Origin of the sequence: Pseudomonas sp. WJP1 (genome assembly GCF_028471945.1) — a bacterium.
Lineage (GTDB): Bacteria > Pseudomonadota > Gammaproteobacteria > Pseudomonadales > Pseudomonadaceae > Aquipseudomonas.
Genome location: NZ_CP110128.1, coordinates 5,808,484 through 5,833,921 on the forward strand (window position 1 = coordinate 5,808,484; position 25,438 = coordinate 5,833,921).

25 protein-coding genes are annotated in these 25,438 nt (G+C 60.5%); 14 read left to right on the top strand and 11 right to left on the bottom strand.

Annotation, left to right across the window (positions count from 1 at the left end; translation table 11 throughout):
- Positions 1 to 3: 3 nt before the first annotated feature.
- From OH720_RS26095 to rlmF, 4 genes are all read left to right on the top strand, one after another.
- Positions 4 to 432 carry a DNA polymerase III subunit chi gene (locus OH720_RS26095; protein WP_272603421.1) on the top strand — a complete coding sequence of 143 codons (429 nt, stop codon included), beginning with the start codon at positions 4 to 6 and terminating at the stop codon, positions 430 to 432.
- Between the two features lie 8 nt (positions 433 to 440).
- Positions 441 to 830 carry a DNA polymerase III subunit chi gene (locus OH720_RS26100; protein ID WP_272603422.1) on the top strand — a complete coding sequence of 130 codons (390 nt, stop codon included), beginning with the start codon at positions 441 to 443 and terminating at the stop codon, positions 828 to 830.
- Between the two features lie 222 nt (positions 831 to 1,052).
- Entirely contained in the window at positions 1,053 to 3,899 is a 2,847-nt protein-coding gene (locus OH720_RS26105) for a valine--tRNA ligase (RefSeq protein ID WP_272603423.1), read from the top strand.
- 231 nt (positions 3,900 to 4,130) lie between these two features.
- Positions 4,131 to 5,159: a 23S rRNA (adenine(1618)-N(6))-methyltransferase RlmF gene (gene rlmF, locus OH720_RS26110; protein ID WP_272603424.1), complete on the top strand. Its 1,029-nt coding sequence runs from the start codon at positions 4,131 to 4,133 to the stop codon at positions 5,157 to 5,159.
- A 65-nt stretch (positions 5,160 to 5,224) separates the two neighbouring features.
- Here rlmF and OH720_RS26115 read toward each other — a convergent pair whose 3' ends face one another.
- The gene (locus OH720_RS26115; RefSeq protein WP_007905514.1) at positions 5,225 to 5,506 is read right to left on the bottom strand and encodes an HU family DNA-binding protein; all 282 of its coding nucleotides are present in this window, start codon (positions 5,504 to 5,506) and stop codon (positions 5,225 to 5,227) included.
- Between the two features lie 395 nt (positions 5,507 to 5,901).
- On the opposite strand from OH720_RS26115, the gene yejK reads away from it, so the two are divergent.
- Positions 5,902 to 6,906, top strand: a complete 1,005-nt coding sequence (gene yejK / locus OH720_RS26120; protein WP_272603425.1) for a nucleoid-associated protein YejK — start codon at positions 5,902 to 5,904, stop codon at positions 6,904 to 6,906.
- Positions 6,906 to 7,256, top strand: a complete 351-nt coding sequence (locus OH720_RS26125; RefSeq protein WP_272603426.1) for a glutaredoxin family protein — start codon at positions 6,906 to 6,908, stop codon at positions 7,254 to 7,256. Before yejK ends, OH720_RS26125 begins: the two co-directional genes overlap by 1 nt.
- Before the next feature lie 8 nt (positions 7,257 to 7,264).
- Here the strand turns inward: OH720_RS26125 and OH720_RS26130 are convergent, their stop codons facing one another.
- The 4 genes from OH720_RS26130 to OH720_RS26145 form a co-directional block, all read right to left on the bottom strand.
- The gene (locus OH720_RS26130; protein WP_272603427.1) at positions 7,265 to 8,200 is read right to left on the bottom strand and encodes a glutathione S-transferase family protein; all 936 of its coding nucleotides are present in this window, start codon (positions 8,198 to 8,200) and stop codon (positions 7,265 to 7,267) included.
- 86 nt (positions 8,201 to 8,286) lie between these two features.
- Complete coding sequence (locus tag OH720_RS26135; protein WP_272603428.1) at positions 8,287 to 8,598, bottom strand: GIY-YIG nuclease family protein; 312 nt, start codon at positions 8,596 to 8,598, stop codon at positions 8,287 to 8,289.
- Between the two features lie 40 nt (positions 8,599 to 8,638).
- Positions 8,639 to 9,109, bottom strand: coding sequence for a nuclear transport factor 2 family protein (locus OH720_RS26140; protein WP_272603429.1), 471 nt, complete (start codon positions 9,107 to 9,109; stop codon positions 8,639 to 8,641).
- A gap of 89 nt (positions 9,110 to 9,198) precedes the next feature.
- Positions 9,199 to 9,831, bottom strand: coding sequence for a response regulator transcription factor (locus tag OH720_RS26145; protein ID WP_272603430.1), 633 nt, complete (start codon positions 9,829 to 9,831; stop codon positions 9,199 to 9,201).
- A gap of 351 nt (positions 9,832 to 10,182) precedes the next feature.
- Here OH720_RS26145 and OH720_RS26150 point away from each other — a divergent pair, with 351 nt between their 5' ends.
- The 5 genes from OH720_RS26150 to OH720_RS26170 all read left to right on the top strand — a co-directional run bounded on the left by OH720_RS26150 (position 10,183) and on the right by OH720_RS26170 (position 16,149).
- Positions 10,183 to 10,887, top strand: a complete 705-nt coding sequence (locus OH720_RS26150) for a fimbria/pilus chaperone family protein (protein WP_272603431.1) — start codon at positions 10,183 to 10,185, stop codon at positions 10,885 to 10,887.
- A gap of 133 nt (positions 10,888 to 11,020) precedes the next feature.
- Complete coding sequence (locus tag OH720_RS26155; protein WP_272603432.1) at positions 11,021 to 13,489, top strand: fimbria/pilus outer membrane usher protein; 2,469 nt, start codon at positions 11,021 to 11,023, stop codon at positions 13,487 to 13,489.
- 11 nt (positions 13,490 to 13,500) lie between these two features.
- Complete coding sequence (locus tag OH720_RS26160; RefSeq protein WP_272603433.1) at positions 13,501 to 14,643, top strand: DUF1120 domain-containing protein; 1,143 nt, start codon at positions 13,501 to 13,503, stop codon at positions 14,641 to 14,643.
- Positions 14,644 to 14,726: 83 nt separating this feature from the next.
- Positions 14,727 to 15,350, top strand: a complete 624-nt coding sequence (locus tag OH720_RS26165; protein ID WP_272603434.1) for a DUF1120 domain-containing protein — start codon at positions 14,727 to 14,729, stop codon at positions 15,348 to 15,350.
- Positions 15,351 to 15,498: 148 nt separating this feature from the next.
- Positions 15,499 to 16,149 (top strand): DUF1120 domain-containing protein, encoded by a 651-nt coding sequence (locus tag OH720_RS26170; protein ID WP_272603435.1) that lies wholly within the window; start codon positions 15,499 to 15,501, stop codon positions 16,147 to 16,149.
- Position 16,150: 1 nt separating this feature from the next.
- Here the strand turns inward: OH720_RS26170 and OH720_RS26175 are convergent, their stop codons facing one another.
- The 5 genes from OH720_RS26175 to OH720_RS26195 form a co-directional block, all read right to left on the bottom strand.
- A complete protein-coding gene (locus OH720_RS26175; RefSeq protein ID WP_272603436.1) occupies positions 16,151 to 17,458 on the bottom strand; it encodes a CynX/NimT family MFS transporter in 1,308 nt (435 codons plus the stop codon).
- Positions 17,448 to 18,107, bottom strand: a complete 660-nt coding sequence (locus OH720_RS26180; protein WP_272603437.1) for a FadR/GntR family transcriptional regulator — start codon at positions 18,105 to 18,107, stop codon at positions 17,448 to 17,450. The genes OH720_RS26175 and OH720_RS26180 overlap by 11 nt, the downstream gene beginning before the upstream one ends.
- A 248-nt stretch (positions 18,108 to 18,355) precedes the next feature.
- Positions 18,356 to 18,697 carry a Grx4 family monothiol glutaredoxin gene (gene grxD, locus OH720_RS26185; protein WP_007938922.1) on the bottom strand — a complete coding sequence of 114 codons (342 nt, stop codon included), beginning with the start codon at positions 18,695 to 18,697 and terminating at the stop codon, positions 18,356 to 18,358.
- A gap of 97 nt (positions 18,698 to 18,794) precedes the next feature.
- Positions 18,795 to 20,900 carry a molybdopterin oxidoreductase family protein gene (locus OH720_RS26190; RefSeq protein WP_272603438.1) on the bottom strand — a complete coding sequence of 702 codons (2,106 nt, stop codon included), beginning with the start codon at positions 20,898 to 20,900 and terminating at the stop codon, positions 18,795 to 18,797.
- Positions 20,901 to 21,034: 134 nt separating this feature from the next.
- Positions 21,035 to 21,325 carry a hypothetical protein gene (locus OH720_RS26195; protein WP_272603439.1) on the bottom strand — a complete coding sequence of 97 codons (291 nt, stop codon included), beginning with the start codon at positions 21,323 to 21,325 and terminating at the stop codon, positions 21,035 to 21,037.
- 407 nt (positions 21,326 to 21,732) lie between these two features.
- On the opposite strand from OH720_RS26195, the gene argF reads away from it, so the two are divergent.
- Positions 21,733 to 22,653: an ornithine carbamoyltransferase gene (gene argF, locus OH720_RS26200; protein WP_180205252.1), complete on the top strand. Its 921-nt coding sequence runs from the start codon at positions 21,733 to 21,735 to the stop codon at positions 22,651 to 22,653.
- On the top strand, positions 22,650 to 23,759 hold the full coding sequence (locus tag OH720_RS26205) for an ABC transporter ATP-binding protein (RefSeq protein WP_008056626.1): 1,110 nt from the start codon (positions 22,650 to 22,652) through the stop codon (positions 23,757 to 23,759). The genes argF and OH720_RS26205 overlap by 4 nt, the downstream gene beginning before the upstream one ends.
- Positions 23,760 to 23,766: 7 nt before the next feature.
- Here the strand turns inward: OH720_RS26205 and ybaK are convergent, their stop codons facing one another.
- Positions 23,767 to 24,237: a Cys-tRNA(Pro) deacylase gene (gene ybaK, locus OH720_RS26210; protein WP_008056627.1), complete on the bottom strand. Its 471-nt coding sequence runs from the start codon at positions 24,235 to 24,237 to the stop codon at positions 23,767 to 23,769.
- Between the two features lie 349 nt (positions 24,238 to 24,586).
- On the opposite strand from ybaK, the gene OH720_RS26215 reads away from it, so the two are divergent.
- Positions 24,587 to 25,438 carry an MIP/aquaporin family protein gene (locus OH720_RS26215; protein ID WP_272603440.1) on the top strand — a complete coding sequence of 284 codons (852 nt, stop codon included), beginning with the start codon at positions 24,587 to 24,589 and terminating at the stop codon, positions 25,436 to 25,438.

Consider the following 25,438-nt stretch of genomic DNA (forward strand, 5'->3'; position numbering starts at 1 on the left):
GCAATGACCAAAGTCGACTTCTATATCCTGCCCAGTGCCGATCCTTCGGCGCGGCTGGATTTCGCCTGCAAGCTCACCGAAAAAGCCTGGCGCATGGGCCATCGCGTCTATCTGCATTGCAGCGATGCGGCCCAGCGTGACGATCTCGATGCGCGCCTGTGGGCCTTCAAGGGCGAAAGCTTCGTGCCCCACGGCCCCGCCGAAAGCGAACCGGACAGCCTGATCGTACTGGGCTTTGGCGATGACTGCGGTCAGCATCAGGACCTGCTGGTCAATCTCGACCTGAAAGTGCCGGCCTTTGCCCAGCGTTTCGCCCGCGTGGCGGAAGTGGTGGTCGAAGATCCGGTCATACGTACAGCTGCGCGGGAGAGTTTCCGTTTCTACCGCGAACAGGGCTATCCTCTGCAAGATCACCGTTTACAGCGACTCTGAGCATTCCGATGGACACTCCAAAACCGCTGCAACAATCCGCGCACTTGTTGGACGACCTCGAATCGATCCGCCAATTGCTCGGCGATGACAACCTGCAACCGCCTCTTCTGACCGACACCGTTGAAGAAGGTGACCAGGAACAGATTCCGATGCTGTTCGACACCGTCAGCGAACCCACGCCGGCCGTCGCACCGACACCGCCCAAGCCCGCCGCCGAACCCGCGCCGAGCAACAACCAGAACGCCGACGCGTTGCTTTACCTGGACAGCGAACTGCGCGCCGCCGCGCAATTGATCATGCAAGACGTGATCGACGACTTCGCGCCGCACATCGAAACCGAAATCAAACGCCGCCTCAGTGCGCGGATGGAGCGGTTACTGAGCCAGTACAACGACTGAACCAAACACCGCCCCCTGTAGGAGTGAGCCTGCTCGCGATGGCGGTGTGCCAGTCACCATTCAAGTCGACTGACACACCGCCATCGCGAGCAGGCTCACTCCTACAAGGGATCTGCCGCGCCGTTAATATGGCGCGCCGTCCGCACTCGCTCGCCCTGCGCCCCATGCCCCGCTATACTTGCCGGCTTTTCCTGAACAAATGCCAATAGGGTCCCGCCGCGCATGGATAAGACCTACCAGCCGCACGCCATTGAAACTTCCTGGTACAACACCTGGGAGTCAGAGAATTACTTCGCCCCGCAAGGCGCGGGCGAGTCCTACACCATCATGATCCCGCCGCCGAACGTCACCGGCAGCCTGCACATGGGGCATGGCTTCAACAACGCGATCATGGACGCCCTGATCCGTTTCCGCCGCATGCAGGGTCGCAACACCCTGTGGCAACCGGGTACCGACCACGCCGGTATCGCCACGCAGATGCTGGTGGAGCGTCAACTCGAAGCCCAGGGCCAGAATCGCCACGACCTGGGCCGCGACAAGTTCCTGGAGAAAGTCTGGGAATGGAAGGATCAGTCCGGCGGCAATATCAGCCGTCAGATCCGTCGTCTCGGCTCGTCCGTGGACTGGAGCCGCGAGCGCTTCACCATGGACGACGGCCTCTCGGAAGCCGTGAAGGAAGCGTTCGTGCGCCTGCACGAAGATGGCCTGATCTACCGCGGCAAGCGCCTGGTCAACTGGGACACCAAGCTGCACACGGCGATTTCCGACCTTGAAGTGGAAAACCACGACGAGAAAGGTTTCCTGTGGAACCTGAAGTACCCGCTGGCCGATGGCGCCAAGACCGCTGAAGGCAACGCATTCCTGATCGTCGCGACCACCCGTCCGGAAACCATGCTCGGCGACTCCGCCGTCGCGGTTAACCCGAACGATGAGCGCTACAAAGCCCTGATCGGCAAATTTGTCGAGCTGCCGCTGGTCGGCCGCCGCATCCCGATCATCGCCGACGATTACTGCGATCCTGAATTCGGCACCGGCTGCGTGAAAATCACCCCGGCCCACGATTTCAACGACTACGAAGTCGGCAAGCGCCACAACCTGCCGCTGCTGAACATCTTCGACAAGAACGCCAATGTCCTGCCTGCGGTTCAGGCGTTCAACCTCGATGGCACCTTGAACGAATCGATCGACGGCAAGATCCCGGCTGAATATGCCGGCCTGGACCGCTTCGAAGCGCGCAAGCAGATCGTCGCGGCGTTCGAGGCCGCGGGCCTGCTGGTCAGCGTCGACGATCACGCCCTGAAAGTGCCGAAAGGCGACCGTTCCGGCACCATCATCGAGCCGTGGCTGACCGACCAATGGTACGTGTCCACCAAGCCGTTGGCCGAGCCTGCGATTGCCGCCGTTGAAGACGGTCGCATCCAGTTCGTGCCGAAACAGTACGAAAACATGTACTTCTCGTGGATGCGTGACATTCAGGACTGGTGCATCAGCCGTCAGCTGTGGTGGGGCCACCGGATTCCGGCCTGGTACGACGAGTCGGGCAAAGTCTACGTCGGTCGCGACGAAGCCGAAGTACGCGCCAAGCACAACCTCGGCCCGGATGTTGCGCTGCAACAGGACAACGACGTACTCGACACCTGGTTCAGCTCGGGCCTGTGGACCTTCTCCACCCTGGGCTGGCCGGAACAGACCGAGTTCCTGAAGAAATTCCACTCCACCGACGTGCTGGTCACCGGCTTCGACATCATTTTCTTCTGGGTTGCCCGGATGATCATGCTGACGATGCACCTGATCAAGAACGAGGATGGTACGCCGCAGGTGCCGTTCAAGACCGTCTACGTGCACGGCCTGGTGCGTGATGGCCAGGGCCAGAAGATGTCCAAGTCCAAGGGCAACGTCCTTGACCCGCTGGACATCATCGACGGTATCGAACTGGAAGAGCTGGTGCAGAAACGCACCTCCGGCCTGATGCAGCCGAAACTGGCGAAGAAGATCGAGAAGCAGACCCGCGACGAGTTCGCCGAGGGCATCGCCAGCTACGGCACCGACGCCCTGCGCTTCACGTTCTGCTCGCTGGCCTCCACCGGTCGCGACATCAAGTTCGACATGGGCCGCGTCGAAGGCTATCGCAACTTCTGCAACAAGATCTGGAACGCTGCGCGCTACGTGCTGGACAAGGGCGAAGACTGCGGCCAGAACGGCGAAGCCTACGAGCTCTCGCTGGCTGACCGCTGGATCATTTCGCAGCTGCAACGCACCGAAGCCGAAGTGACCCGCCAGCTCGACCAGTTCCGTTTCGACCTGGCCGCGCAAGCCTTGTACGAGTTCATCTGGAACCAGTATTGCGACTGGTACCTGGAACTGTCCAAACCTGTGCTGTGGGACGAAAACGCGCCGGTCGAACGCCAGCGCGGCACCCGTCGCACCCTGGTTCGCGTGCTCGAAGTCGCCCTGCGCCTGGCGCACCCGTTCATGCCGTTCATCACCGAAGAAATCTGGCAGCGCCTTGCGCCGCTGGCCGGTATCGAAGGCAAGACGATCATGCTGCAACCTTGGCCAGTGGCCAATGAAGCACGCATCGACCAGGCCGCCGAAGACGACATCGAATGGCTCAAGGGCCTGATGCTCGGCACGCGTAACATCCGTGGCGAGATGAACATCGGCCCGGGCAAACCGCTGCCGCTGTACCTCAAGAACGTCAGTGCAGAAGATCAGCGTCGCCTGAGCGAGAACGAAGCGTTGCTCAAGAAACTGGCACGCCTGGAATCGATCACCGTACTGGCCGCTGGCGAAGAGGCACCGCTGTCCGCCACCGCACTGGTCGGCGAGATGGAAGTGCTGGTGCCAATGGCCGGCTTGATCGACAAAGGCGCCGAGCTTGCGCGTCTGGACAAGGAAATCCAGCGCCTGCAAGGCGAAGTGCAGCGCGTCGGCGGCAAGCTGTCCAACGCCGGGTTCGTTGACAAGGCACCTGCCGAAGTCATCGACAAGGAACGCGCCAAACTGGCCGAAGCCGAACAGGCTCTGGGCAAGTTGGCCGAGCAGCATGCGCGGATTGCCAGCCTGTAACGGCAGATCGCAATAAGAAAGGGAGGCCCAAGTGGCCTCCCTTTTTTATTCCAGAAACACCAACATCCATTGTAGGAGTGAGCCTGCTCGCGATAGCGGTATGCCAATCGCGATCGTCATCGACTGAACCACCGCTATCGCGAGCAGGCTCACTCCTACAATTGGTCGGTGTTGCCCCACAGATGTGGGACAATGCCCGCCACTTTTAGCCATACCCGAATCGACACGCCCATGACCGCCCCCCGCACACCCAAACCTGCGCGTAAAAAGCCCGTATCCGCGACCCCGGCCAAAGCCGTGGAACCGCGTGAGAAGGCCAGCCTGCATCCGCGCAATCGCCATCAGGGTCGTTACGACTTCCCGGCGCTGATCAAGACCACGCCGGAACTGGCGAAGTTCGTGATCATCAACCCGTACGGCAAGGAAAGCATCGACTTCGCCAGCCCGGATGCGGTCAGGGTATTCAACCGGGCACTGCTCAAGTCGTTCTACGGCATCGCCCATTGGGACATTCCGGCCGACTACCTGTGCCCGCCGGTTCCGGGTCGTGCGGATTACGTGCACTTCCTGGCGGACCTGCTGGCCAGCGCCAATGAAGGTGTGATTCCGCGCGGCGCCGCGGTCAAGGTGCTGGACATCGGCATGGGCGCCAACTGTGTATATCCGCTGATCGGCCATAGCGACTACCGCTGGCAGTTCCTCGGCTCAGAGATTGATTCGACCGCCATCGCTGCGGCCAAAGCCATCATTCAAGCCAATGGCCTGAACAAAGCCATTCAGATTCGCCAGCAGAGCAATCCCAAGCAGATTTTGCTGGGGCTGCTGGAGAGCGCCGAGCGCTTTGACCTGACGATGTGCAACCCACCGTTCCACGCCTCGCTGGACGAAGCTACGCGCGGCAGCACACGCAAGTGGCGCGCGTTGGGCAAGGCCGATCCGAAACGCAAACTGCCGGTGCTGAATTTTGGCGGTCAGGCCGCGGAATTGTGGTGTGAGGGCGGTGAAGCGCGATTCGTCACCCAACTGATCAGCGAAAGCGCGCAGGTGGGGCAACAGGTGCTGTGGTTCAGCACACTGGTATCGAAAGCTTCGAACCTGCCAGCAATCCAGACCGCGCTGAAAAAAGCCGGGGCACTGCAAAGCCAGGTGGTGGAAATGTCCCAGGGCCAGAAACAGAGTCGCTTCGTGGCGTGGACGTTCCAGACCCCAGCGCAACAACAGGCCTGGCGTCAGGCGCGCTGGGTGAAACCTTCAGCGTAATAAACTGCGGACACAAAAAAACCGTGCCCGGATCACTCCGGCGCACGGTTTTTTTTTAACAAATCTTACTTGTTAACAGCGTCGGTCAGGCCTTTAGCCACAACCAGCTTGATCACTTTCTTGGCAGCGATTTCGATGGCAGCGCCAGTCGAAGGGTTACGGCCAGTACGGGCAGGACGCTCAGTCACTTTCAGTTTGCCGATACCTGGCAGAGTGATTTCGCCGCCGTTTTCCAGCTGATCGGCAACGATTTGGCCCAGTTGGTCCAGAGCGTTACGCGCGGTGGTTTTCGGCGCGTCGATAGCTTCAGCGATGTCGGCGATCAGTTGGTCTTTAGTAAGAGCCATGTAGTGTTCCTTCCCTATCAAATTCATATGGATTGCAGAGTGCAGTGTCAGCCATCGAGCCCGATCTTTTGGATCCGGCACCCTCGGCCAAATAACCACGGGATCGGGGTTATAGATTCCGAAATCAGGGTTTGGTTCGACCTGACAAATGCTGAATGCACGCTTAACGCAGTGACTACGCGTAAGACCGGGCAAAACTAGCACAGAGGCGGGGAAATATCCGCCTCTAGCTACCCAATTGGTCAGCTTTATTGCTCTAAATCGGGAAAAAAACGCATAAGCACCCCCGGTCGCCCCGCAAATGCCGTTCGCCCCGCGCCAAAACCAGTGGTTGCGGTACACTGGGCGCTTTTTCGGGGAGCTCGCCCTGCTCTCTCCAACCAGCCGAGAAGCCCATGCCGATCCGTCATTGCATCGTCCACCTGATCGACAAAAAACCCGACGGCACTCCAGCGGTTCTCCACGCTCGCGACTCTGAACTGGCCGAGTCTGCAGCCATCGAGAACATGCTTGCCGACCTCAACGAAAACTACAACGCCAAACAAGGCAAAGCCTGGGGTCTGTTTCATCCGGAGTCCGGCGCCTTTCCATTCAGCGGCTGGCTGAAGGAATACCTCGATGGCGGTCAGGACTTCACCGCCTTCAGCCGCGTGGCGGTCGAACACCTGCAGAAGCTGATGGAAGAGTCCAACCTCTCGGTCGGCGGTCACGTCCTGTTCGCCCACTATCAACAAGGCATGACCGATTACCTGGCCATCGCCCTGCTGCACCACAGCGAAGGCGTCGCGGTGACCGAGCAGCTCGACGTGACCCCATCCCGTCACCTGGACTTGGGCCAGTTGCACCTGGCGGCGCGGATCAACGTGTCGGAGTGGCAGAACAACAAGCAATCCAAGCAGTACATTTCGTTCATCAAAGGCAAGAACGGGAAAAAGGTTTCGGAGTATTTCCGCGACTTCATCGGCTGCCAGGAAGGCGTCGACGGCCCGGGCGAAACACGCACCCTGCTCAAGGCCTTCAGTGACTTCGTCGAAAGCGAAGACCTGCCCGAAGAGGACGCCCGCGAGAAAACCAAGACCCTGGTGGATTACGCCAGCAGTCAGGCCAAGCTCGGCGAACCGATGGGCCTGGAAGAGTTGTCGGAACTGATCGACGAAGACCGTCCGAAAGCCTTCTACGATCATATCCGCAACAAGGACTACGGCCTGTCGCCGGAAATCCCGGCAGATAAACGTACCCTGAACCAGTTCCGCCGCTTCACCGGCCGCGCCGAAGGCCTGTCCATCAGCTTCGAAGCGCACCTGCTGGGCTCGAAGATCGAGTACGACGAAGACGCCGGCACCTTGATCATCAAAGGCCTGCCCACTTCGCTCACCGACCAGCTCAAGCGTCGCAACTGATGCTTGGTAGCGTATTGAAGAAGTGCCTGCTGATCCTGCTGGTGGTCGTGGTCTATCAGCACTGGGGCAAGATCGAGCGGGTGTTCAACCCCTCGCAGGTGGTGTCGGAGCAGACCCAGGCCAAGGCCAACGTCGTGCTGTACGCCACCGAGTGGTGTGGCTACTGCAAGCTGACCCGGCGCTTTCTCGATCAGAAAGGCATCCCGTACAAGGAATTCGATATCGAGAAGGATGCCGTGGCGCGCAAAGCCTATGAGGCCTTGGGCGGCGGCGGGATTCCGATCATCGATGTGAACGGGACGCTGATTCGCGGGTATGACCCGGATGCGATTCTGGCTGCCCTGAAATAATCTGAAAGCTACTGCGCTTCGATGCGGAAACCGAATCGCGGAACGTGCACATGCACCACTCCGCCGCGCTCGTGTTCACGGCGCACGATCAATTCTTCGACTCCGGCAAACAGCAACTCCCCTGCCACCGGATCAACGCCATAGTCCGTGGCCGCGATCAGCACTTGCTGACCGGCCTTGAAGCCGTTCGGGTCGACGAACTGCTCATCCGGCAAAGCTGCGGGCGTGGCATTGCGCGCAACCTCCAACGCTTCCTCGGACGTCATCTCGCTGAAGGCACCGTGACCGAAGCCCAATACCCGCGCGTGCCACGCGGCAACTGCCGGATAAGCATCGATCAGCGGTGCGGTGACCGGCGTCGCCTTGAGGAACCACAGCGGGTGAGCCAGGGCGAAGTCGGCAATCGACGGTTCGCCGAACAGGAAATCGCCCTCCTCGCGCTGCAGTTGTTGCTCCAGGCGCGCCATGATCGTCGGCCATTGGTGCCTGGCCTGCTCGGCGGACAAGCGGGTTGCACTGCCGCCACTGAACAAGGCCGCCCGGTCGGCGATAAACGCCTTGATCGCCTCGGGGGGCAAATTGGCAAATCGCACCGCTACCGATTCCGGCTGGAACACCAGGCTGACCGCATGCTGGAACACCACCGAATCGGCCCAGGCAGCGAAGGTCGCGGCGACCATTTCCTGGCCTTCGGGAAAGAACGCCGGCAGGGCTTTTTCCTGTTCCAGACGCCGGGCAATCAATGCCGTATCGCAATAGATATCCGCACCGATCTGCAGCACCGGAGTCTTGCGATAGCCGCCGGTCAACGCCGTCAGATCAGGCTTTGGCATCACCGGCGAGATTTTCACCGAACGCCAGGACAACCCTTTGAAACCCAGGAGCAAACGGGCTTTTTCGGCGAAAGGGGACGTCGGGTAATGATGCAGGATCAACTCGGACATGCTCGGCTCCGCCGCACGAATAGGAACCCCAGCTTAGCGCGCAATCGGCAGGCAGCCTACAGGTCTGCCTGATGGGAACTGATCAGTCAGATTGATAAGCCGGCAGCCGCGCTCGCCACCAGGCATTCCTTGGCGCTTTTCCTGAGTTTTTTGATCAACCGTTCCTGGCGTAGCGCTTCGCCTTTATCGCGACAGAGTTCGGTATAGACCAGCGCCACGGCCGGACTGGAAAGAAAGAACCGCGCCCCTTTGCCACTTTGATGAGTGGCAAAGCGACGCACAGGATCATCGCTGATTCCGCAGTAGAGCGAACCATTGGCCGCGCGAACCAGATAGACGAACCACGGTTTGCTCACCGGTGATTCGGCGTCGACAGGTTTTTCGTTGAGGGTGCTCACGTCACAATCAAGACTTGAAAGGAAACAAGCGGCGATCTTATCAGCGACTGGCCTGGAAAGCCTTCAGGCCCTTCAACGCTTGAGCGCGAACAGCGTTCTTCACCAGTGGCGTCCAGCCCAACAACAGGCCTTTGAAACCCAGTGCCTGACGTGACCAGGTCCATAGATCGAAGCTGTCGTGATGCTCGCAGATCTTGCCGTCACGGAAGACAAAACGCGCCTGGATATCGTTGACCACGGTGTTGCCCGTCTGGCTGAACAAATAGGTCGCCACCCAATGGGCGCCGCCGGTGCGTTCATCGCTGCGCACATTGTCGAATATCAGGGAAAAATCCTTGGCCCGGGTGGTGAGCATGCGCCACATGTCGCCAGCCTCTCGACCACGCAACTCGCCAAAAGCCGGATCACTGAATACCACGTCATCGGTATAGCAGGCGCTCATGGCCTCGGCATCCAGCCGCTGGAAGGCTTGATAGAACTGGGTGATCAATGCGTTGTGGGCATCACTCATGGGCAGGCTCCGAATTTTCACAGGATTGCCTGCACGATAGTCTGCGAATGCGTTGAAGACCATGGGCATTCGTGACAGGAATACCGGGACTACTGCACCATGCCACTCTCACGGGCATAGGCAAAAAGATCCACATCCGAGGAAATGCCCAACCGCTGCATGGCCATGTTTTTCTGTTTACTAATCGTTGAAACGCTACGTTGAAAGTAACCGGCGATTTCACTGACCGTCATGCCACTGGCCAACATTCTTACGACTTCATGTTCTTTGGCTGACAGCGAAGGTTGCGCTGTCGAATGACGAGGGCCGGCCTGGGTCAGGGCATCGCGCAAGGACTCGCTGATAAAGCGCCGGCCTTCGCGCACTGAACTGATCGCACTGGGCAGCTCCGTCGCCGACGCGCCTTTGGCAACGATCGCCATCACGCCTTGCGCGAATGCTGTGCGCAACGTCGCGACGTTGGCAAACATGGTGAGCAGAATGATTGGCATTGACGGGTAACGACGACGAATCTTGCTAAGCATTTTCAGCCCATCGGCCTGCTGGTTGCCCGGCATGGAAAAGTCCGTGATCAACAGATCGCATGGCGTGATCGAAAGCTGCTCCAGCAGACTGTCCGGGCCATCGCACTCACCCACGACCACACATGTCCTGCACAGATCGATGAGCATTCGCAACCCGATGCGAACGACCGCATGATCGTCAGCAATAATTACGCGCATTGTCGGATTTTTCCTGTTTTGTGGCTGGAATGCGCGAAAAGTAGCGCTGTCCTGCTCCCACCGCAATGACCCCTCTCGATCGCAAAATTGCTTCCCTCCACGCACTCGGGGTTTCGATATTTCTCCTACACAACAAACAGAACTGCCCTACGTTTCGAAGTAACTTCGCCCACAGGAAGGATACGTAAAAGGCTACGAGAGAGCAGGCACTGTGAAGCCCGTAACACTCTTTCATGACTGGGCGGTCCGTTTTCGTATTAGTTGCATTTCACACGGCTATGTCGACCGATAGATTACGCCCTGTCCGAACAGGACGACGACGAATAATTTTTAAAGGAATAGAGCCAGCACATGAACAAACAACTCGCCATCGGCCTGAAGCTGCTGGCACTGCTATCACTGCTGACAACCAGCACAGTCCGTGCTGCCGGCATGGTGCCGGATACCTCAGTGGTGATCCTCAACGAAGCCGATGGTGAAGTCGCCGTTTCCGTCACCAACACCGATGCCAGCCTGGCCTTGATGCACGTCACCCTCGTAGACATCGAAGAGGACCGCGAGCCCCTGGTGTTCGTGACGCCACCGCTGGCGCGGGTAGAAGCGTCGAAAACGCAATTGGTGCGGTTCATTCTCCAGACGGACAAGCCCTTGGTCACTCAACGCTTGAAGCGGGTGATATTCGAAGGTATCCCCCAAGGCAAACCTGCGGCCGAGGCCGGGCAGGCACGGGTCGGCGTGACCGTGCGCCAGAACCTGCCAGTGATCCTTCATCCCAAAGGCCTGGCGCCCAATCGCACCCCCTGGACCGACCTGCAATGGTCGCTGCAGGACGGTCAATTGAACGTGCGCAACGACACGCCTTACGTCGTGCGCCTGGGGCAGGAAGTGCAATTATTGCCATCAGCGGGCGTTGCGATGCTGCCCAAAACCTATGTGTTGCCCGGTGAGCACATCAGCATCAAGGCGCCTGTCGGGGCCGCCACTCAGGTGCGCTTTCAGCCGGCGACTGTCTACGGTTTCGCCGTACCGCATTACGAGGCGCCCATCAAATCCTGAAACCCTCCCTGAAAGCGCCCACAACAGAGCAGTGAGCGCCTGAATCAAGGCGACGGCATTCCACTCGTCGTCCACCTGCGTGCCCGAGCCATAGCGCATAGGCCGGCACACCGTCATAACCCAAGTGAACCCGATGAACACAGTATCGATTTACCGTGATGGCGAAGCCGTGCCCGTTGATCGCGCCAGCGCTCGCCCTCACCTGTTGCGGCGGCGAACCACGGTGGCGTTGCTGCTGACCAACGCGCTGATAGTGCCCGAGGTCTTTGCTGACGTTTTGCTACCGGCGGCGTTCGACAAAGACACGTTGCGTCAGCGCGGTATCGATCCGGCACTCGTGACGTCGCTGATGCAAGCGCCGCGATTCACCGCCGGAAGGCACTCGGTCACCCTCACGGTCAACGGCCAGCGCCGTGGCCGGGTCGACGTCACGTTCGATCGCGAAGGCGCACTGTGCTTCGATCGCCCGTTACTCGATGCGGCCAACCTGAATCTGCCCAGCCGAATGCTGGACGATGGGCCGTGCCACGACTTCCTCGGCACCTCGCCGCAGACCGTGATCGAAACGGATCCGGCGAGCCTTGCCCTGGCACTGGTCGTGCCTACCGATGCAATACGTGCTGCGGTTCGGGATTTCACCGGCTATCAAACCGGTGGTGTCGCCGGCCTGCTCAACTACGACGTCACCGGCCTGCACAGCCGCTTTGGCGACCAGTCGAGTCGCTATGCCTCGGCCAACACTGAACTGGGCTTCAATGCCGGCGACTGGATCGTGCGCAGCCGTCAGGTACAGACGTGGCAGGACGATATTTCCCGCACCACGCACATTGCAGCCTACGCCCAGCGCACCTTCGCCAGTCAGGAAGCGGTGCTGCAGGCGGGTCAGATCAACCTCTACAACCCGGTGCTCGCCGGTGCGCAGATCACCGGCGTGCAGGTGCTCAATGAGCAAGCACTGCAGATCGAAAGACAGAATGCCGTCATCGAAGGTATCGCCAACAGCCAGGCTCAGGTCGAGGTTCGGCAGAACGGTTCGTTGATCCATTCCACAGTGGTGCCGGCCGGCCCATTCGCGCTCACCAATGTGCAGCGGCTCAACACGCGTTCCGACGTGGAAGTCACGGTCAAGGAGGCCGATGGCAGCGAGCGCAGCTTTAACGTGCCCGCCGCGATGCTGGGGGTCGGTTTACCCGCGCCCGGTTACTCGCTGGGGGCCGGTCAGGTGCGGCGTGTCGGTGACGCGCAGGGTGGCGATCCTTGGGTGATCAGCGGTGGCTGGAGCGGGGCGCTCACCCCGCAAGTGCTGCTCAGCGCCGGCCTGACCGGTGCCGCCGACTATCGCGCGGCGGGCGCCAGCCTCGGCCTGTTGCCCTCGCCCGCCACCCAGATGCAAGCCACGCTGACCGGCACAGACGCGGCTGGCAAGCAAGCCAGTCAGGGGCTGCAGGCTGACCTGAACATCTCGCATCGGTTGAGCGAGCAGTGGGCGTTCACTGCTGGCAACTCTTACCGAACCGTTGGTTACCGTGAACTGGAAGAGGCGGTGTTCGACAACATTTCGGACAACAGCCAATCCCGTTACCGCGATCAGCAAAGCGCGGGCCTGTCGTGGTCACACCCATGGCTCGGCGCCTTCAGCAGCGGCTTCAGCCGATCCAGCTCGTTCGACGGCCAAAGCAGCAGCCGCGCCCTCGCGTCCTGGGGTACCCACTTCGGTGGCGTGTCGGTCTCGGCGACCGCCGAGTGGCAGGTCAGTGGCGCGAACCGTAACGACGACAGCGTCTACCTGAACCTCAGCATTCCGCTGGGCGAAAACCGTCGGGCACGCACCTGGGTGCGCAGTTCCGCCGGCGAATACCGTAGCGGCGTGGGCTTGAGTGAACGGGTCAACGATCAACTGGGTTACCGGGTGGGCGTCGAACACGACACGCGCAACAAACAGGTGCAGTCCAGCGCCGGCGTTTCGCTGCTGCCGCGCTACACCCAACTCGATCTCAACTACACCCGCGCCGACGCCGATCGCTCCAGCTATCAGGCCAGCGCTCGCGGCGGCGCCGTGCTCCACGGCGGTGGCTTGACGCTGTCGCCTTACGCGGTGAGCGACACCTTCGCGCTGCTGTCGGTGGGCGACATGGGTTCGATCAAAGTGTCGACGCCCAGCGGTCCGGTGTGGACCGACTGGCAAGGTCAGGCGGTGATCCCACAAGTGGCGGCGTACGGCCGTAGCCCGGTGGAGGTCGACACCAAGACCCTGCCGCGCAACGCCGACATTCACAACGGGCTGGCGGTGATTTCCGCCGGACGCGGTGCCGTCGACACCGTTGAATTCGGCATCACCATGACCCGTCGAGCCTTGCTCAAGGCCACCACCGTCAACGGCGCGCCGCTGCCGCGCGGTGCCACCGTGAACAACGGGGATGGCGAGTTCGTGACCCTGGTGCAGGATGGCGGCCTGGTGTTTTTGCCCAACGTCCTCGACCGCCGCGCGCTGTGGGTCAGCGCACCGGGGCTGGAGCGCTGCGAACTGCGCTTCGAACTGCCCGCCGACGCGGACACCAACGCGTACTACGAAACCGCCCCCGCCAAGTGCCGAGCCCTCTGACCATGAAAGCAATGAACTTGATTCGAAATTGGCTGCTGCCCCTCGTGCCCATGGCCCTGAGCGCGCTTCCCGCGCTGGCCGAAGCGTCGGTTGATGACTGTCAGCTAAACCTGAGCCAGCCCGTGCTGGATTACGGGTTGATGAACCGGGCGATCCGTCCCGATTCCGTACCAGAACGCAACCTGGGACAACGTCAGCTGAGCCTGAACCTGAGTTGTCCACAGCCCATCGACATGAGCCTGTTTTACCGCGCCACGGCGGCGACGGCTGAACGTTTTCGCTTTGCCGAACGCGGCAGTTATCAGGTGCGTGTCCGTGACGCGGTACTCGATGGCAAATCCGTCGATATCGGATTGATTGCCGCTGCCGGCCAGCCACCCAAGGAAACGGCGGCCAACCTGATCTGGCGACCGGGGCATGGCGTTGCTCCCATACACGCCGGCGCGTCGTTACAGGGCCGCCATTTCTCGGTACTGCTCGAGCTGAGCGCCTGGGTTCAGGAGCAAGGCATGCAGGTGCGTGACGCGGTCACCTGGGAGGCTTCAGGTGTGTTCGATGCCGTCGCTGCCGGGCGCACCCGAGAGGCAATCCTGCGTGCCCGATTCGCCCCGGCCGCCTGCGAACCCATGCTGTCCAACGGCGGCGTGGCCGACTTCGGCACCCTGTCCAAAAACCAACTCAATGCCGATAAGAGCACGCCGCTGCCGCCCAAGTCCCTGACCTTGAGAGTGGCTTGCGACGCGCCCACTTCATTCGCCCTGATCATGCAAGACAACCGCTCAGGCTCGGCCACGGTCACCAGCGACATTTACTACGGCCTGGGAACCGACAGCCGCCAGAACAAGATCGGCCTGTATTCACTCAACGTCGACCCGGCCGAAACGAGTGCCGATGGCTTCGCCCGCCTCTATCGAACCGACTCCACTACCAGTGGCGTGGCCTGGAGCAGCGCCAGCGCCAATCCGTTACCCCTCGGTAAAACCAGTTACCTGGGTTTCACCGACAGCCCTGGCAGCAACGCCGGCCCGGTGCTGATCCAGAACCTCAGCACCACCCTGACCGTCGATGTCGTCATCGGCCCCACCAACCACCTGGAATTGAGCAGCGCCATCGACCTCGATGGCGCTGGGACGATCGAGATTATTTACCTGTAACACCCAACCCGATCCTGCTGGATCCGGGGCGCACCTGAGCGTCTCGGGGCCGTCAGGACAATTACCATAGAAGTGAGTAAAAAATGATTAAAAAGTATTTAGCAGCACTCTCCACCACCGCGTTGATTGGCGTTGCGCCTTATGCACTGGCGGCTTCGAGCACTGATTTGACGGTGACTGGCCTTATCACCCCGAGCGCTTGCACGCCGACGCTTTCCGGTAGCGGGATCGTCGATCACGGCAAGTTTTCAGCCAAGGATCTGAAACAGACCTCGGAAACGCCCCTGCCTTCTCAGACGTTGAAGTTATCCGTGAACTGCGAGTCAGCAACAGTATTCAGACTGAAATCGATTGATAACAGACCTGATTCGGACTCCGACGCCGGTGAAAGCTTCGGCTTGGGCAAGATCAATGGCGATCAAAGGCTTGGCAATTTTGAAGGTGTGCTCTTAGCCTCAGAAGCAGACGGCGTGGCTGTACGCCCCTTGGTCTCCCGCGACAATGGCGCCACGTGGCATGTCTCAAGCTATTTGCGCCCTAAAACTCTATCTGCATTCGGTTCACCTACTACCCCACCCGCTCCGATAGCCATCAAGGATCTGGTAACCGATCTTCAGGTGAATACTTACATCGCCCGAGCGGACTCGCTTGACCTGAGCAATGAAGTCGCTCTCGACGGCTCGGTAACCCTGGAAATCCTCTACTAACCCTATAGCTCGACCTTGCCCGAAGTCACGCTTCGGGCAAGGACTGCACACCGTTTGAGACGAACGACCTACACATCAAGCCGCCGTATGACCGGCAACGCTAATACACCGCAGGGACACGGCAAACCCACGAAAAGGACCGTCATGAATGAACAACTATCTCGCAGCCCTCTGCGTAACCTTACTGATCAGCACCACACCCACCGCTCTTGCCACATCGTCGGTTGACCTCACGGTCACAGGCACCCTAACCCCACTGGCCTGCACGCCAACGCTGTCCAACAACGGCCTCGTCGACTACGAAAAAATCTCCCGGCAGGACCTTAACGTCGACAAACGCACACAACTGCCCGACCAGACGCTGGACCTCAATATTCAATGCAATGCGCCCGCGCGTTTTGCCCTGCAGATGCGCGACAACCGCGACGGCTCGGCCATCGTCAACAGCGAGATTTATTACGGCCTGAACCACGACGGCAGCAACAATAAAATCGGCCTGTATTCGCTGCACTTCGATCCGGCCAACACGGTGGTGGACGATCTGACGCAGGTCTATCGCACCGACTCCACCACCGGCGGCAAAGCCTGGAGTTCGTCGAACAGCCGCCCCATTCCAATTGGCGCCAGAAGCTACCTGGGGTTTACCGACGTGGCCGGCAGCAGCGCCGGCCCGATTGCGATCCACAACCTGACGAGCCGTGTGACCATCCAAACCGTCATCTCGCCCACCTCCGAGCTGGACCTCAGCGCCGAGGTGCAACTCGATGGCGCGGCGACGCTGGAAGTTGTCTATTTGTAGTTCAAACCTTCTCGCTGACCACCTGAACGTAGAGCGAACGTCCCGCACCAAGGCCGGCAATGATCGCGCCGAGGCCAATCACGCCAAAGATCCAGCCCACAGCACTCCAGCCGCCGGTCCAGTCGTGCACGATGCCGACCGCGAACGGCCCCATGGAGGCCAGGGTGTAACCAAAACCCTGGGCCATGCTCGACAGGTTCGCCGCCACGTGGGAATCGCGCGAGCGCAATACGATCAGGGTCAATGCCAGGCTGAAGGTCGCGCCCTGCCCCAGCCCCAGTACAATCGCCCAACCCCACAAGCCTTCGATCGGGGCGTACAGACAACCGAACAAACCACCCAGGGTCAGCGCCATGACGATCACGATCGCCAGGCGCTGATCCTTGCCGCGCGTCGCCAGCCAGGGTGCGGCGAGGGAGCTGATCAATTGAACGATCACCGAACCCGACAACACCAGGCCGGCCTGGGTTGCGCTCAGGCCACGCCCGATCAGGATCGACGGCAACCAGCCGAACACGATGTAGGCCAGGGACGATTGCAGGCCCATGTACAAGGTGACTTGCCAGGCCAACGGATCGCGCAGCAACCCCCGCACGCGATAGGCAACGTTGTGCGCGCCGTGTTTCTGTCCGGTTTGCGGCAGCCAGAACATCGCCGCGATCAAGGCTGGAATCACCCAGAACCCGAGGCCCAGGCTCCAGCTGTTGTCGAAGTGTTCGCTCAGCGGCACCGTGGCGCCCGCCGCCATGGCCGCGCCCAGGCACAGGGCCATGGTGTAGACACCGGTCATGGTCCCGGCCTGTTTGGCGAAGTCGCGCTTGACGATGCCTGGCAGCAACACGCCGATCACGCCGATGCTGGCACCTGCCAGCACACTGCCGGCAAACAGGCCGATCTCGCCAAAGGAACTGCGCAGGATGATCCCGCCCGCCAGTGTCAGGAGAATGCCCAACACCACGCGTTCGGCGCCGAAGCGGCGCGCCAGCACCGGTGCCAGCGGGGCGAACAGGCCCAGGCACAACACCGGCAACGTGGTCAGCAACCCGGCCTGCGACGCCGACAACCCGAGGTTTTTCGACACCTCGCTCAGCATCGGCGCCATGCTCGACAGCGCCGGACGCAGGTTCAGCGCCACCAGAATCAGGCCCAGCAGCAGCAACCATGGGCGCCGTAGAATCGGCTGGGTTTGCTGGACCTGTTCGTCATCGGCCTCGGCGTCGATCAGCAGCTCTTCCAGCTCTGCCGTGCGCTTGGGGGAAGTGACATCGGTGTGCGGGCTGGACATGGTGTTCTCGGTTTCAAGGTTCATTGATCAACTGCCTCGACAGGGCTTTGGCCCGCTCCGGGTCGCGTTGCTCGACGGCATCGAGCAGCTCGACGTGCAGGTCGAAGACCTCCTGGCGTCGGGGGGTGATGTTCAGGCAGTGGCGCAATTGTTCGCCGACAACACTGGAGAAGTAGCGATACAGCTCACTGAGGGTCGGGTTGTGCGCGGCGTCCACCAGGCGTCGGTGGAACACCAGGTCACAGGCGATGTAGGTGTCGAGATCACCGTGATAATGGCTGCCGCTGACGCCCAGTGCCTCACGCAAGGCCACCAGGTCTTCATCGGTGCGGCGCATGGCGGCCAGGCCGATGGCCTCGACTTCGAGGATGTGCCGGGTCTCGCGGGCCTGCTCCTGGGAGCAACGAGTCAAGGCCTTCATGGTGTCCAGCGGATCGACCACGGCACGCAGATAACTGCCGTCGCCCTGCCGAATCTCGATCAACCCGGAAAACGCCAACACGCGCATGGCTTCGCGCACCGTGTTGCGGCTGATGCCCAGCTCGGCGGACAACTCAGGCTCGGTGGGCAATCGTTGACCGACTGTCCAGGCGCCCTGTGTGATGCGCAGGCGTAATTGTTCCAGGGCCTGATCGACCAGGGAGCGTTTGATTAGCGGAGAAGTGTCTGACATGGGATTCGTCCTTTCATCCAATCATAGGATGAATTTTCTGACATCTTAGTCAGCTTCACGCCAAAGGACAACCTCCCCGTAACCTGTAGGAGCGAGCCTGCTCGCGATGGACGTTAACGATGACGCGGGTAGCCTGACACCCCGCGGAGTTCTCAAGTTCATCGCGAGCAGGCTCGCTCCTACAATGTTCAGGCAAAAAAAAGGCCCTTCACGGTTTGCCGTGAAGGGCCTTTTTTGTTGCCCGAGTATCAGGCTTCGGTCTTGGCTGCTGCAGCCTTGGCCGCGGCGTCCTTGATCAGCGCCTGCAACGAACCATCAGCGGACATTTCAGTCATGATGTCGCTACCGCCAACCAGCTCGCCAGCTACCCACAGTTGCGGGAAGGTTGGCCAGTTGGCGTATTTTGGCAGGTTGGCGCGGATTTCCGGGTTCTGCAGGATATCCACGTACGCAAATTTTTCGCCACACGCCATCACGGCCTGCGCGGCTTTCGCGGAGAAGCCGCACTGCGGGGCATTCGGCGAGCCTTTCATGTAAAGCAGAATGGTGTTGTTGGCAATCTGCTCTTTAATCGTTTCGATGATATCCATGGAGCACCTCGGCTGAACTTTCCGACTCATGGGTCGGCACGGTGGCGCATTGTAACGGAAAGCCGAGCGCCCTGCTCGGTCTCTCCGTCAGATGCGATCAGGCCGCTACCACGGTCACCGGCACACCGTTCAACGCCGCGTTACCCGACAACTCATCGAGCTGACACTCGTCGGTCAGGTCATTGGCGCTCGAGCCTGGCTGACCACTGGCGATGCTCATTTGCACACCCGGCCGGGCATGGCCCCAACCGTGCGGAAGGCTGACCACACCTTTCATCATATCCGGGCTGGCCAGCACTTCCACTTCGATCACCCCGACCCGCGAACGGACCCGCACCTTCTGCCCGTCGCTTAACGCGCGACTGGCCAGATCATCCGGGTGCATCAACAACTGATGACGCGGCTTGCCCTTCACCAGGCGGTGATAGTTATGCATCCACGAGTTGTTGCTGCGCACATGGCGCCGGCCGATCATCAACAACTCATCGCTGGCAGGCGCCCGCAACGCCGCGAAGCGCGCCAGGTCGGCGAGGATCGCGGCGGGGGCAGCCTGGACTCGCTGATTGGCGGTTTTCAGGCGCGGCGCCAGGTTGGGTTTCAGCGCTCCCAGATCAACCCCATGGGGATGATCGAACAGGGTTGCCAGTGACAGCTTGTGCGGCGACGCGTCGCCGTACAGTCCCATGCGCAAGCCGCGGTCGATCATCTGCGCCGGAGCGATGGTGGGCTTCAGCTCCTTGCCGGTCTTCGCCGCAAACGCCTTGGCCAGCCCGACGAAAATCTCCCAGTCGTGCAAGGCGCCTTCAGGCTTGGGCAGGATGGCGCGGTTGAAGCGGCTGACGTTGCGCACCGCAAACATATTGAAGGTGGTGTCGTAATGATCGTTTTCCAGCGCCGAGGTAGACGGCAGGATCAGGTCGGCATAGCGCGTGGTTTCATTGATGTACAGGTCGACACTGACCATGAACTCCAGGCCGTCCAGCGCCTGCTCCAGCTGACGACCATTGGGCGTGGACAACACCGGGTTGCCCGCCACGGTGATCAGCGCACGGACCTGCCCGTCGCCTTCGGTGAGCATCTCTTCGGCCAGCGCCGACACCGGCAATTCGCCGCCGTACTCGGGACGCCCGGACACCCGGCTCTGCCACAAATTGAAATGACCGCCCGACGTCGAAGCCACCAGGTCAACTGCAGGCTCTGTGCACAACGCGCCGCCGACGCGGTCGAGGTTGCCGCTGACCAGGTTGATCAACTGCACCAGCCAATGGCACAGCGTGCCGAATGCCTGGGTCGAGACACCCATGCGGCCGTAGCAAACCGCGGTGGGTGCGGCGGCAAAATCCCGCGCCAATTGACGAATTTGTTCCGCCGGCACCGCACACAATGGGCTCATGGTTTCGGCGGTGAAATCGGCCACGGCTTCGCGCACCTGATCCAGGCCGTCCACTGGCAAATGACTGTCGCGGGTCAGGCCTTCGGCGAACAGGGTATTGAGCAGACCGAACAGCAGCGCCGCATCGCCACCGGGGCGCACGAACAGATGCTGGTCGGCGATCGCCGCCGTTTCGCTGCGGCGCGGGTCGACCACCACGACTTTGCCGCCCCGGGCCTGGATCGCCTTCAAGCGTTTTTCCACATCCGGCACGGTCATGATGCTGCCATTGGAGGCCAGCGGATTGCCGCCTAGGATCAACATGAAGTCGGTGTGGTCGATGTCCGGAATCGGCAGCAGCAAGCCGTGGCCGTACATCAAGTGACTGGTCAGGTGATGGGGCAACTGGTCGACCGACGTCGCGGAAAACCGGTTACGGGTTTTCAGCAGGCCGAGAAAATAATTGCTGTGGGTCATCAGCCCATAGTTGTGCACGCTGGGATTGCCTTGATAGACCGCCACCGCGTTCTGCCCGTGGCGCTCCTGAATCGCGGCCAGGCGTTCGGCGACCAGGTTGAAGGCGTCTTCCCACTCGATGGGTTGCCATTCGCCGCCCACCCGCCGCATCGGCTGATGCAGGCGATCCGGATCGTTCTGGATATCTTGGAGGGCAACCGCCTTGGGGCAGATGTGCCCGCGACTGAAAGTGTCCTGGGGATCGCCCTTGATCGAGGTGATCTGCAGGTTGCCTTCGAGCTCGGTGGTTTCGATGGTCAGGCCGCAAATGGCCTCACACAAATGGCACGCACGGTGATGGAGAGTCTTGGTCATGGCCAGTCTCTGTCTTGTTCTGGGCGGGCATTAGCGACCGCGGGAACAAAACTATGGCGCCGGACCTGGCGCCGCGCCAGCGACGTTCGTCTTGTGAATCGGTGGCCATCAGGCCTGCCGATAACCGCGCACGATCAGCTCGAAGGCAACCGCGGCGGCGTGTGCAACTGGATTTCCTGGAGGGGTTCGACCGGCCCATGGGCGGGGTGCACACCGGTCAGCTCGCCGATCAGGCGCCAGTGGTCGTCGAGCCCGGCACTGATAGTGACCATGCGGTCGATCATGCGCCGTCCTGCGTCCCGCGTGACCTGATCGTCACTGCGCAGCAGTTCGAAAGACATCGATGTCATGGAGGCGGTCAGGTGAGTCAGGGAGCGGGCCGTGAGGCCGAGCAATTCCATAAGCTGCTGTTCTTTCGATTCCATCGCTGAGCTTCCTGCGTCACTCGTGAATTAGTTATAACCCAGCACTTTGCATTCGCAAGTATTTCAGATCGCCTGCGCCCGGCCCGAAGGCCCCGAACGACAGGTCGAAAACCGACTGTCTGCTCGCCATCCCCGCCCCGCTGGATTGCCAAGTTCCACGGCGCCGGTGTACAAATGCCTGGCTGCTGTCAGGAAACAGGCTTCAAAAAGCGTTATCGCAGTCATCCGATAGCCTCTCTGAAATCCCCTAATAACCGTAGCCCTATTGGTAAGACGCGACATTTAATTATAAGATCGCGCCTTCCCCTATTTCGTCGCCCCGTGCGGCTTACGCCGCAGGTCTCGCCCGTTGTTCCGTTAAACAAGGCTTTGAGCATCTGCGGTTTGTAGCAAAAAGGTAGTCAATGATGAGCGCAAGGCACTTTCTCTCCCTGATGGATTGCACGCCCCAAGAGCTGGTCAGCGTGATCCGTCGAGGCGTTGAGCTCAAAGACCTGCGTAACCGCGGCGTACTGTTCGAGCCTTTGAAAAACCGCGTGCTCGGGATGATTTTCGAAAAGTCCTCGACCCGCACCCGAATTTCCTTCGAAGCCGGCATGATCCAGCTCGGTGGCCAGGCGATCTTCCTGTCGCCCCGCGATACCCAGCTGGGCCGTGGCGAGCCGATCGGCGACTGCGCGATCGTCATGTCAAGCATGCTCGACGCCGTGATGATCCGCACCTTTGCCCACAGCAACCTGACCGAATTTGCCGCCAACTCGCGCGTGCCGGTGATCAACGGCCTGTCCGACGACCTGCACCCGTGCCAGTTGCTGGCCGACATGCAGACGTTCCTCGAACACCGTGGCTCCATCCAGGGCAAGACCGTGGCCTGGATCGGCGACGGCAACAACATGTGCAACAGCTATATAGAAGCGGCGATCCAGTTCGACTTCCAGTTGCGCATCGCCTGCCCGGAAGGTTACGAACCCAATCCTGAATTCGTGGCCAAGGCCGGCGATCGGGTGACCATCGTTCGTGATCCACAGGACGCTGTGCGCGGTGCGCATCTGGTGAGCACTGACGTCTGGACCTCCATGGGCCAGGAAGAAGAAACCGCCAAGCGCCTGCAGCTGTTTGCCCCGTACCAGGTCAACCGCGCCCTGCTCGACCTGGCCGCCCCGGACGTTCTGTTCATGCATTGCCTGCCGGCTCACCGCGGTGAAGAGATCAGCGTCGACCTGCTCGACGACCCGCGCTCGGTGGCATGGGACCAGGCTGAAAACCGGCTTCACGCACAAAAGGCCCTGCTCGAGTTTCTCGTCCCGCCTTCGTACCATCACGCATGAGCCAGCCATTACTGCTTAACCTGCGCAACCTCGCCTGCGGCTATCAAGACCAGCGCGTGGTGCAAAACCTCAACCTGCACTTGAACGCCGGTGACATCGGTTGCCTGCTGGGCTCTTCAGGTTGCGGCAAGACCACCACCCTGCGCGCCATTGCCGGCTTCGAACCGGTGCACGAAGGTGACATCCAGCTGGCTGGCGAGACCATCTCCAGCGCCGGCTTCACCCTCGCGCCGGAGAAGCGTCGCATCGGCATGGTGTTCCAGGACTACGCCCTGTTTCCGCATTTGAGCGTGGCCGACAACATCGCCTTCGGCATCCGCAAACATCCGGACAAGGATCGCGTCACCGAAGAATTGCTCGAACTGGTCAACCTGAAAAACCTCGGCAAGCGTTACCCCCACGAGCTTTCCGGCGGCCAGCAGCAACGGGTCGCCCTGGCTCGCGCCCTGGCGCCGGAACCGCAATTGCTGCTGCTGGACGAACCGTTCTCCAACCTCGACGGTGAATTGCGCCGCAAACTCAGCCACGAGGTGCGCGACATTCTCAAGGCCCGTGGCACCAGCGCGATCCTGGTGACCCACGATCAGGAAGAAGCCTTCGCGGTCAGCGATCACGTCGGCGTGTTCAAGGAAGGCCGGCTTGAGCAATGGGATACGCCCTACAACCTCTATCACGAACCCCTGACACCCTATGTGGCCAGCTTCATCGGCCAGGGTTACTTCATTCGCGGCCAGCTGAGCAGCCCGGAGTCGGTGCAGACGGAACTCGGTGAACTGCGCGGCAACCGCGCCTACACCTGGCCGGTCGGCGGTGCGGTGGATGTCTTGCTGCGTCCGGACGATATCGTTTACGCACCAGACAGTGCATTGAAGGCGCGGATCGTCGGCAAGTCTTTCCAGGGCGCCTCGACGCTTTATCGCCTGCAAATGCTGACGGGCGCACAACTGGAAGCGATCTTCCCCAGCCATGTCGATCATCTGATCGGCGCAGAAGTCGGCATTCGTGTCGCGGCGGAACACCTGGTGCTGTTCCAGGCATCCGGCAGCATGGCGGCGCAGATTCCAGTGGTTGAATCAGGTGTTCGGCGCTACAGCAGCGCGCATTGATCAACCCCTACGGACGGCCGATATCGGCGAATGTCGCCTGGGTATGTTCAGCCAGCACGGCGGGGGCCAATTCGACTTCAAGGCCCCGCCGTCCCGCGCTGACAAAAATACTCGCAAACGGCTGAGCCGAATTGTCGATAAACGTCCGCAAGCGCTTCTTCTGCCCCAGCGGGCTGATACCACCCAATAGATACCCGGTGGAACGCTGGGCCGCCGCAGGATCGGCCATTTCGACTTTCTTCACCTTGGCCGCTTGGGCCAAGGCTTTCAGATCCAGGCTGCCGCCAACCGGCACCACCGCCACCAGCAACTCGCCTTTTTCACTGGCCGCCAGCAAGGTCTTGAACACCTGCGCCGGGTCCAGTCCGAGCTTCTCCGCAGCTTCCAGCCCATAGGATGCCGCCTTCGGGTCATGTTCATAACTGTGCACACGGTGTTCGGCTCGAACCTTTTTCAGCAAATCCAATGCGGGGGTCATGACAGCTCCAGACTGGGTGGCAGTAGAAAATCCTGCGCCGGATTCTAGGACATTGATCCACAAAAGGCTCTATCGCGGCGCCGTTTCAAAAGGCACCCAGTTTCCGACTCCCACCTGAGACGCGCGATCATTCACGTGACTAATAGTTTATTTGTGACCAACGGTTCACTTTCGACCTTTGACAGCAGCGTTTCTTGTCTATATTTTTTCGTTTCTGAAACTGTATGAAATGTCTTACCGCAGTGCCCTGCTGTAAAACGGGAACAGGATGGGGATCCTGGTTCAATGAGAAACGCGCTTTGACCATGATGGAATGGAAGCGTCAAACAAGAAAAACAATGAGGTTTCAATGACAACTGCTTTACAACAACCGTCGCTGTCGAGCCAATGCATGGCCGAGTTCCTGGGTACTGCACTGCTGATTTTCTTTGGTACGGGCTGCGTTGCCGCCCTCAAGGTCGCGGGTGCCAGCTTTGGCCTCTGGGAAATCAGCATTATCTGGGGTGTCGGCGTGAGCATGGCGATCTACTTGACCGCCGGGGTTTCCGGCGCCCACCTGAACCCTGCCGTGAGTATTGCGCTGAGCATTTTTGCCGACTTCGAAAAGCGCAAACTGCCTTTCTACATCATCGCCCAGGTGGCGGGTGCCTTTTGCGGTGCCTTGTTGGTTTACACGCTTTACAGCAATCTATTCTTCGATTTCGAACAAACTCACCATATGGTTCGCGGCAGCACAGCCAGCCTTGAATTGGCGTCGGTGTTCTCCACCTTCCCCAACCCAAGCCTGTCCACGGGCCAGGCGTTCCTGGTCGAAGTGATCATCACCGCCATCCTGATGGGCGTGATCATGTCGCTGACCGATGATAACAATGGCCTGCCCAACGGCCCGCTGGCGCCCATCTTGATCGGCCTGCTGATTGCGGTGATTGGCAGCTCGATGGGACCGCTGACCGGCTTCGCGATGAACCCGGCACGGGACTTCGGCCCCAAACTGATGACTTTCTTCGCTGGCTGGGGTGAAATTTCCTTCACTGGCGGTCGCGATATTCCGTACTTCCTGGTTCCGGTTTTCGCACCGATTGTCGGTGCCTGCCTGGGTGCTACCGCCTACCGCGGCTTGATTGCCCGTCACCTGCCTGGCGCCGCACCTGCTACAAAGGATGCAACAGTGGCCATTGACGGCAAGCCCAGAATTTCTTGA

Bases quoted from the DNA above. Each gene is read 5' to 3' on its own strand.
- OH720_RS26165 (WP_272603434.1), top strand. From the start codon at position 14,727: ATGATTAAAAAGTATTTAGCAGCACTCTCCACCACCGCGTTGATTGGC.
- OH720_RS26095 (WP_272603421.1), top strand. From the start codon at position 4: ATGACCAAAGTCGACTTCTATATCCTGCCCAGTGCCGATCCTTCGGCG.
- OH720_RS26100 (WP_272603422.1), top strand. From the start codon at position 441: ATGGACACTCCAAAACCGCTGCAACAATCCGCGCACTTGTTGGACGAC.
- OH720_RS26145 (WP_272603430.1), bottom strand. From the start codon at position 9,831: ATGCGCGTAATTATTGCTGACGATCATGCGGTCGTTCGCATCGGGTTG.
- OH720_RS26190 (WP_272603438.1), bottom strand. From the start codon at position 20,900: ATGACCAAGACTCTCCATCACCGTGCGTGCCATTTGTGTGAGGCCATT.
- OH720_RS26205 (WP_008056626.1), top strand. From the start codon at position 22,650: ATGAGCCAGCCATTACTGCTTAACCTGCGCAACCTCGCCTGCGGCTAT.
- OH720_RS26175 (WP_272603436.1), bottom strand. From the start codon at position 17,458: ATGAACCTTGAAACCGAGAACACCATGTCCAGCCCGCACACCGATGTC.
- OH720_RS26105 (WP_272603423.1), top strand. From the start codon at position 1,053: ATGGATAAGACCTACCAGCCGCACGCCATTGAAACTTCCTGGTACAAC.
- OH720_RS26180 (WP_272603437.1), bottom strand. From the start codon at position 18,107: ATGTCAGACACTTCTCCGCTAATCAAACGCTCCCTGGTCGATCAGGCC.
- OH720_RS26150 (WP_272603431.1), top strand. From the start codon at position 10,183: ATGAACAAACAACTCGCCATCGGCCTGAAGCTGCTGGCACTGCTATCA.
- OH720_RS26170 (WP_272603435.1), top strand. From the start codon at position 15,499: ATGAACAACTATCTCGCAGCCCTCTGCGTAACCTTACTGATCAGCACC.
- OH720_RS26140 (WP_272603429.1), bottom strand. From the start codon at position 9,109: ATGAGTGATGCCCACAACGCATTGATCACCCAGTTCTATCAAGCCTTC.
- OH720_RS26125 (WP_272603426.1), top strand. From the start codon at position 6,906: ATGCTTGGTAGCGTATTGAAGAAGTGCCTGCTGATCCTGCTGGTGGTC.
- OH720_RS26130 (WP_272603427.1), bottom strand. From the start codon at position 8,200: ATGTCCGAGTTGATCCTGCATCATTACCCGACGTCCCCTTTCGCCGAA.
- yejK (WP_272603425.1), top strand. From the start codon at position 5,902: ATGCCGATCCGTCATTGCATCGTCCACCTGATCGACAAAAAACCCGAC.
- ybaK (WP_008056627.1), bottom strand. From the start codon at position 24,237: ATGACCCCCGCATTGGATTTGCTGAAAAAGGTTCGAGCCGAACACCGT.
- OH720_RS26115 (WP_007905514.1), bottom strand. From the start codon at position 5,506: ATGGCTCTTACTAAAGACCAACTGATCGCCGACATCGCTGAAGCTATC.
- grxD (WP_007938922.1), bottom strand. From the start codon at position 18,697: ATGGATATCATCGAAACGATTAAAGAGCAGATTGCCAACAACACCATT.
- OH720_RS26155 (WP_272603432.1), top strand. From the start codon at position 11,021: ATGAACACAGTATCGATTTACCGTGATGGCGAAGCCGTGCCCGTTGAT.
- argF (WP_180205252.1), top strand. From the start codon at position 21,733: ATGAGCGCAAGGCACTTTCTCTCCCTGATGGATTGCACGCCCCAAGAG.
- rlmF (WP_272603424.1), top strand. From the start codon at position 4,131: ATGACCGCCCCCCGCACACCCAAACCTGCGCGTAAAAAGCCCGTATCC.
- OH720_RS26215 (WP_272603440.1), top strand. From the start codon at position 24,587: ATGACAACTGCTTTACAACAACCGTCGCTGTCGAGCCAATGCATGGCC.
- OH720_RS26195 (WP_272603439.1), bottom strand. From the start codon at position 21,325: ATGGAATCGAAAGAACAGCAGCTTATGGAATTGCTCGGCCTCACGGCC.
- OH720_RS26160 (WP_272603433.1), top strand. From the start codon at position 13,501: ATGAACTTGATTCGAAATTGGCTGCTGCCCCTCGTGCCCATGGCCCTG.